Here is a 6,502-nt window from a genome sequence, read left to right as displayed (position 1 = left end):
ACGAGGACGAAGAGGATCACGCCGATGAGTGACATCACGAGCAGTCCCGCGAAGAGCATGGGGGTGTCGAGGTTTCCGTTGGCCTGGAGGATCACCGTCGTCAGGGCTTCAGGGCTTCAGGGCTTCAGGGAGAAGTTGGAGTACCCGCCGACGTTGTCCTTGGTGATCAGTGTGCAGTCAAAGGCCTGCTTCTCCGAACTGCCGCCCGTCTTCCCTGTCTTGAGGTACTTGTCGGCCATGTCGACCGCGAGCTTGGAGAACTCTACGACAGGCTGCAGCACGGTGTAGGCGAGCTCTCCCTGCTCAACAGCCTGGACGGCGTCCGGGGAACCGTCGAAGCCCCCGACGACGATCTTGCCGGCCTTGCCGGCCTGCTTGATGGCCGCGATTGCGCCCAGCGCCATCTGGTCGTTGCCCGCGATGACGCCTTGGACGTCCGGGTGGGCCTGCAGCATCAGCTGCATCTTGTCGAAGCCCTTCTGCTGGTCCCAGTCGGCGGCCTCCTGCTGGAGGAGCTGCATCTCCGGGTACTGGGACAGGACGCTCTTGTAGCCGTTGGACCGCACACTCGCGTTGGTGTCGGTGGACAGGCCGAGAAGTTCGACGTACTTGCCCTTGCCGCCCATGACCTTGACGAACTGCTGGGCTCCGAGCACCGCGCCCTGCGCGTTGTTGGAGACGAGCTGCCCCTCGGCAAGGCCGGTCTTGTTGATCTCCGCGTTCACCAGGAACACCGGGATGCCCGCGTCGGTGGCCTTCTGGACGTCGCCAATGGAGGAGTCCGCTCCGGCGTTGTCCAGGATGATCGCGACCGACTTGTTGGTGATCGCGGTGTCGATCAGGTCGCTCTCCTTCTTGGGGTCCTGCTGGTGGGAGACGACGTTCACCTTGTATCCCAGCTTGGTGCCCTGCTCCTTGACCGCGTCGGCTTCCGCGGTCCAGTAGGGGTTGTCCAGGTTGGAGGTGATCAGCGAGATGAGACCGCCCTTGGTGTTCTTGGCGGATGCTGCGGACTCCGCGGTCGAGCTGCTGGAGCCCGATCCGCAGGCGGAGAGGGTCGCGAGGGCGACCCCGACGGTGGTGATGGCCACGGCTCTACGGAACATCGTCGTCCCTTTCTGGTGCTGTGCTGCTGGGTTCTGGTGATGTCCTGGTGACAGTGGTGCGCCGACGGTTCTCGGGCATGGGGTGGTGCGATGGGGTGGTGCGGGTTGTCAGCCGACGGTCTCGGGCTCGGGCGCCCGGGGACCGGCCTGCTGGGGCGGAGGGGCCTCGCGGTCCGCCTTCGGCCGCTTGGTCCGGTACTCGATCGCGTTGAGCATCACCGCGAGGACGATCACCGCCCCCTTGAAGACCATCTGCCAGTACTGCGAGACGCCGATGATCACCAGGCCGTCGGACAGGAAGCCGATGACGAAGGCTCCGAGAAGGCAGCCGCGGACGGTTCCCTTGCCTCCGCTGAGGGAGGCGCCTCCGATGACGACCGCGGCGATGGCGGTCAGTTCGAAGGACGAGCCGGTCTGCGGGGTCGCGCTGGTCAGCTCGGAGGCGATGATCAGACCGGCCACGGCGGCGCACACACCGGAGATGACATAGACGCTGAGCTTGACCCGTTTGACGGGGATGCCAGACAACTCGGCCGCGCGCTCGTTGCCGCCGGAGGCGTAGAGCCAGCGGCCGAACGGCGTCCTGGTCAGCAGGGTGCTGGCCCCGGCGGCCAGCACCACCATGACGATCACTCCTACCGGGACACCCATCAGGGACTCGAACCCGACCCAGTTGAAGCCGGTGTTGCCCAGTTCGGACGAGCCCTGCAGCTTGGGGAAGGTGAGGCCGTTGGTGATGAGCAGCGCGATACCGCGGACTGCGTACAGGGTCCCCAGGGTGGCCACGAATGGGGCGACTCTGAACCGGGACACGAGCATCCCGTTGATCCACCCGATGACCGCGCCGACGAACAGCGAGCAGAGGACCACGACCCAGACGGCCGGGTAGGCGACGGCCTCCCAGAAGGGGACGTTCACCCCTTGGAGCAGATAGCCGGCCACCACGCCGGTCAGGCCGACCGTGGAGCCTACGGACAGGTCGATGCCCGAGTTAAGGATGACCATGAGCATGCCGATTGCCAGGATCGCGTTGACCGCCACGTGACGGGTCATCACCAGCAGGTTCTCGCCCGTGAAGTAGTTGGGTGACAACAGCGAGAACACGATCACGATGACGATGAGGGCCACGAAGGCGCGTCCCTCGAACAGCAGGCGCAGCCCGGCGCCGTCTCCGAGCCACGCGGGCCGGCGGCGTGGTATTGACGCTGTCGCGCTCATTGGTTCTTCCCATTCACTCGTGCGGTGTCGGCATGCTCCCCGGAGGCGGCCATGATCTGTTCCTGGGTGATGGAATCGGCGGCGAACTCCGCGACGACTCGTCCCTTCCGCATCACCAGAACGCGGTTGGCGACGCCGAGGCACTCGGCCACCTCGGACGTGGAGTAGACGACCGCGAGACCCTTGCCCGCGAGTTCGCTCAGCAGGCTGAAAACCTCGGACTTGGCGCCGATGTCGATGCCGCGGCTCGGCTCGTCCAGGAGCAGCACCTTGGGCTCGGTCAGCAGCATCTTGCCGATGACGACCTTCTGCTGGTTGCCGCCGCTGAGCGACCCGATCGGGGCGCCCGGCCCCGCTGTCTTGACCAGGACGTCCTTGATCCCGCCGCTTACGATCTCGGTCTCCCCCTGGCGGGAGAGGAAGAGGCCCTTGACGAAGCTGCCGAGGCTGGCCAGCGACATGTTGTGACCGACCGACATGGACTGCACGAGGCCGTCGCGCTGGCGGTCCTCGGGGACCAGGGCCAGGCCGAAGCCGATGCGCCCGGAGATGCTCAGGTCCTTGACGTCGGTCCCCTCGACGAGGACCTGACCGCTCGCCAGCGGGGTGCGGCCCGCCAGGGTCTCCAGCAACTCGGTGCGGCCGGCGCCCATCAGGCCGTAGAGGCATACGATCTCGCCCGCCCGCACGTCGATCGAGACACCGTCCACGACCAGACGCTCGGGGTTGGCGGGGTCGGCGACCCGGATGTCCCGCAGGGAGAGAGCGACCTCCCCCTGTCCCTCGACGTCCGGCGGCTGCCCCAGGTCGAAGTTGCGGCCCACCATGCGCGACACGATCCAGGGCAGATCGACGCGGGCGGCCTCCTCGGTGGCGACGATGTTCCCGTCCCGCAGGACGACCACGTACTGGGAGACCTTGAGCGCCTCCTCCAGGTGGTGTGAGATGTAGACGATCGACACACCGGAGTCCGTCAGGTCCTTGATGACCTTGAAGAGGACCTCGACCTCGGTGGCGCTCAGCGCAGATGTGGGCTCGTCCATGATCAGGATACGGGCGTCGAACGAGATCGCCCGGGCGATCTCCACGATCTGCTGCTGGCCCAGCCGCAGATCGGAGACGAGGGTGTCCGGGTCGATGGGCTCCTCAAGCCGTTCGAGCAGCTCGGTCACGATCTTGCGCTCGGCCGCGTAGTCGACGGTCCCCAGGGGGGTCACCAGCTCACGGCCCATGAAGATGTTGTCGCGGATGCTGAGGTTGGGGCACAGGCTCAGCTCCTGATGGATGATGGAGATCCCCTTCCCTGCGGCGTCGACCGTCGAGGTGAAGGAGACCTCCTCACCGTCGAGCGTGAGGGAGCCCGAGGTCGGCTGCTCGACCCCGGCCAGGATCTTCATCAGCGTCGACTTCCCGGCTCCGTTCTCACCGAAGAGGGTGGTCACCTTGCCGCGCACGATCTCAAATTCCACGCCGTCGAGCGCCAGGGTGCCGCCGTAGCGCTTGGTGATGCCTTCGGCGCGCAGCATGACGTCGGGGACCCTGCCCACCTCGGGTGCCGCGCTCACCGCGACTCCTCGAACTGGACCGGGACCAGGATGTAGGCCGCCGGGTTCACCAGTTGGAAGGCGCCGGTCACGGACACCTGCTTGCCCGTCAGGGCAGCCGTGTCGATGCCCTTGAGGACCTTGGCCTTGACCTGGTTGTTGAGCTGGTCGGAGGCCGTCTGGTAGTCGAGCTGGTTCACGAACTGCTGGAAGTGGACGGTACCGGTGGCGTCGCGGATGGCCGTGCCGTTGAGGGCCGGTCCTGTCTGGACGTAGACCTTGACGCCGGACGGCATCCCCTTCACCTCGATGGGGAGGATGCCGTCGGCGGTGGCCTGGCCGGCCACGCCGTTGGCCTTCACCGAGAAGACCGGGGCGGAGGTGCCTTCCTGCTGCCCGAACTTCGTGGCCGCAGCCGCCTGATCAGCCTTGACGGCTCCCGCGAGCTCGACGACATCGACTGCCTGATCGGCGATCTGCCCCGATATCGCCGGGTACTTCTCCGCCGCGAATGTGGCCGGGTCCTGGCCGCCCGTCAGGGCTGTCTTGGCCTCGCCCTTGGGCACGACCTTCGTCCCGAATCCCATGGCGACGACCACCAGGACGATCACACCCGTCAGAATCAGCCAGCGGGGACGCGCCGGCCGCGCTTGCCTCGTGCTCATCTCACTGACCTCGGTCCTGTCCGCCGCCGATGTCCTGCAGGACGCGCGACTTCGTGTCGTTCGGCCTGATCTGGAGCTTGCGGCCGGTTCCGCTGCGGAACATCTCCAGAGCGCTCGCGTAGTCGTCAAGCGTGAAGGAGTGACTGATCATCGGACCGGCGTTGACGGCCCCGGCCTCGAACATCTCGACAGCCCGACCGAAGGAGTTGAGCACCGCCATGGTGCCGACGACATTGATCTCGTCGCGGTAGATCCGGAACGGCGAGTAGTTGGCCCTGGCCTCCGTATGGGCCACTCCGAAGTGCTGGAAGGTGCCGCCGGCCTTCACCCGGGGAAGTCCGTCCTCGATGGCGGCCACCACACCGGTGCAGTCGATGACGACGTCCCATTCGGAGCGCTCGGCCTCGTCGGCGCTCCGGTGGATGTGCTCGATGCCGATCTCACGGGCCACGTCGAGCCGGCGGTCGTTGAGGTCGACGATCGTGACGCTCGCGGCGCCGGCCCGGGGGGCGAGCTGGGCCATCAACAGGCCCATCGTTCCGGAGCCGTAGATCAGGTAGTGCTCACCCATCCGCCGCGGGAGCAGGTCGTACCCGCGGATGGCGCAAGCCGTCGGCTCAATCAGCGCCGCCTCGAACAGGTCCGTCTCGGGCTTCAGCCGGAAGACGTTGGCCACAGGGGCCTTGAGGTACTGGGCTGACGCGCCGTCACTGGCCACGACTCCCAGGCCGTTCCAGTGCCGGCACAGGTTGCTCTTACCGTTGAGGCAGAATTCGCACTCGCCGCAGGTCGTACTGGGGTTGACGACGACATGGTCCCCGACCACCGGCGTGGTGACGTCGGACCCGACGGCGACCACAGTGCCGGACGCCTCGTGTCCGGGGATCAGCGGGAACACCGTCCCCTCGAACTCGCCGTCGAAGACATGGGTGTCCGTGCCGCACATGCCGACCGCGGCGACCTCGATCACCACGTCCTTGGGTCCGGGCGTGGGATCGGCGAGCTCGCGGAGGGCGAGTGAGCCGGCCTGCTCGAACACAACTGCTCGCATCTTCTTTGACGCTCCAATCGGGGGATGACTCGCCTTCGCCGGGCCCAGCGGATCCGTGAAGGGGCAAGGGGGTGCCGAAGGGAAAGGGGGGTGAAGACGGGGTACCGGAGGGGTGACTCCGGAACCTGCGGCGGGCGTTCTCGAGACTTCGTGGCCTCAGCGCCGCGTTAAGTACGTGTGATGTCGTGACCGATTTTTGTGAAACCTAACCTCAGTCATGAGGGAAGTCAACGGGTCGGACAGGATTACCCATCACCGGATCATCACCGCAGGAAGGAACGGCAATTGAGGCCTCGTTGACGGCCCCTGCCCCGCGTTGCGCGTGCGTGAGACCCCACCTGTCGTGTGATGTCTTTGAGTGGCCAGCCGTCACTTTCGCATGACGACCGGCGTCCCGCGGGGCAGCGTCACGCCGCGCGGTCAGTCCTTGGTGCCGACCGCGCGCAGCGCGCTCAGGACCAGCGTGCGGGCCACCTCAACGGTCTCGGCCACCGACACCTGTTCACGAGGACTGTGCGCCAGGCGCACATCACCGGGACCGAACTGAAGGGTCGGTATTCCCGCCGCGACGTACAGCCGCAGATCGCTCCCGTACGGTGCGCCGCGCTCGTCGACATGACTTCCCATCAGTATGCCCAAGCTCCGCACCCGGCGGGGACGGCACGTGTCCTGCCGGTCCAAGGCCGACAAGGACCCGGCCGGCTGGCTCCCGCCAGCCGAATCTGCCCTGTGCACCTACGCAGAAGCCTGGACAGCGACGAAGCTGCGCTGGTCCCTGGCCGCCGAGCCGAAGGAACAGACAGCACTCAACGAACTCGCCGCCGACTGCGCCGACTCAGTCGTCACCTACCAGCCCGCGCCCTGAGCGGCGCTACACGCACCCGGAACCGTCACCCAGTCCGGCGCACCGGGGCCGGT

At 66.7% G+C, this 6,502-nt stretch carries 7 protein-coding genes and 1 pseudogene; 1 reads left to right on the top strand and 7 read right to left on the bottom strand.

Going from position 1 to position 6,502, the window contains the following annotated elements; all coding sequences use genetic code 11:
• From ACWDO5_RS34845 to ACWDO5_RS34815, 7 genes and pseudogenes are all read right to left on the bottom strand, one after another.
• Positions 1–110, bottom strand: a pseudogene (locus tag ACWDO5_RS34845) (ABC transporter permease); the annotation flags it as partial.
• 6 nt (positions 111–116) lie between these two features.
• Positions 117–1,091, bottom strand: coding sequence for a substrate-binding domain-containing protein (locus tag ACWDO5_RS34840; RefSeq protein WP_450534545.1), 975 nt, complete (start codon positions 1,089–1,091; stop codon positions 117–119).
• 123 nt (positions 1,092–1,214) lie between these two features.
• Complete coding sequence (locus tag ACWDO5_RS34835) at positions 1,215–2,324, bottom strand: ABC transporter permease (RefSeq protein WP_450534544.1); 1,110 nt, start codon at positions 2,322–2,324, stop codon at positions 1,215–1,217.
• The gene (locus ACWDO5_RS34830) at positions 2,321–3,889 is read right to left on the bottom strand and encodes a sugar ABC transporter ATP-binding protein (RefSeq protein ID WP_450534543.1); all 1,569 of its coding nucleotides are present in this window, start codon (positions 3,887–3,889) and stop codon (positions 2,321–2,323) included. Before ACWDO5_RS34830 ends, ACWDO5_RS34835 begins: the two co-directional genes overlap by 4 nt.
• Positions 3,886–4,533 (bottom strand): DUF2291 family protein, encoded by a 648-nt coding sequence (locus tag ACWDO5_RS34825; protein WP_450534542.1) that lies wholly within the window; start codon positions 4,531–4,533, stop codon positions 3,886–3,888. Before ACWDO5_RS34825 ends, ACWDO5_RS34830 begins: the two co-directional genes overlap by 4 nt.
• A gap of 1 nt (position 4,534) precedes the next feature.
• The gene (locus ACWDO5_RS34820) at positions 4,535–5,584 is read right to left on the bottom strand and encodes a zinc-dependent alcohol dehydrogenase family protein (RefSeq protein WP_450534541.1); all 1,050 of its coding nucleotides are present in this window, start codon (positions 5,582–5,584) and stop codon (positions 4,535–4,537) included.
• A 420-nt stretch (positions 5,585–6,004) separates the two neighbouring features.
• Complete coding sequence (locus ACWDO5_RS34815) at positions 6,005–6,211, bottom strand: hypothetical protein (RefSeq protein ID WP_450534540.1); 207 nt, start codon at positions 6,209–6,211, stop codon at positions 6,005–6,007.
• Between the two features lie 4 nt (positions 6,212–6,215).
• Here ACWDO5_RS34815 and ACWDO5_RS34810 point away from each other — a divergent pair, with 4 nt between their 5' ends.
• Entirely contained in the window at positions 6,216–6,449 is a 234-nt protein-coding gene (locus ACWDO5_RS34810) for a hypothetical protein (protein ID WP_450534539.1), read from the top strand.
• Positions 6,450–6,502: the final 53 nt, after the last annotated feature.

This window comes from Streptomyces sp. NPDC000880 (assembly GCF_053599675.1).
Note: the sequence above shows the minus strand (reverse complement) of the source record. Positions and strands in the feature narration are given on the sequence as shown.

What these genes read in the sequence shown, in the direction of transcription:
- ACWDO5_RS34820 (WP_450534541.1), bottom strand. Translation starts at nt 5,584, where the DNA reads ATGCGAGCAGTTGTGTTCGAGCAGGCCGGCTCACTCGCCCTCCGCGAG.
- ACWDO5_RS34825 (WP_450534542.1), bottom strand. Translation starts at nt 4,533, where the DNA reads ATGAGCACGAGGCAAGCGCGGCCGGCGCGTCCCCGCTGGCTGATTCTG.
- ACWDO5_RS34810 (WP_450534539.1), top strand. Translation starts at nt 6,216, where the DNA reads ATGCCCAAGCTCCGCACCCGGCGGGGACGGCACGTGTCCTGCCGGTCC.
- ACWDO5_RS34835 (WP_450534544.1), bottom strand. Translation starts at nt 2,324, where the DNA reads ATGAGCGCGACAGCGTCAATACCACGCCGCCGGCCCGCGTGGCTCGGA.
- ACWDO5_RS34815 (WP_450534540.1), bottom strand. Translation starts at nt 6,211, where the DNA reads ATGGGAAGTCATGTCGACGAGCGCGGCGCACCGTACGGGAGCGATCTG.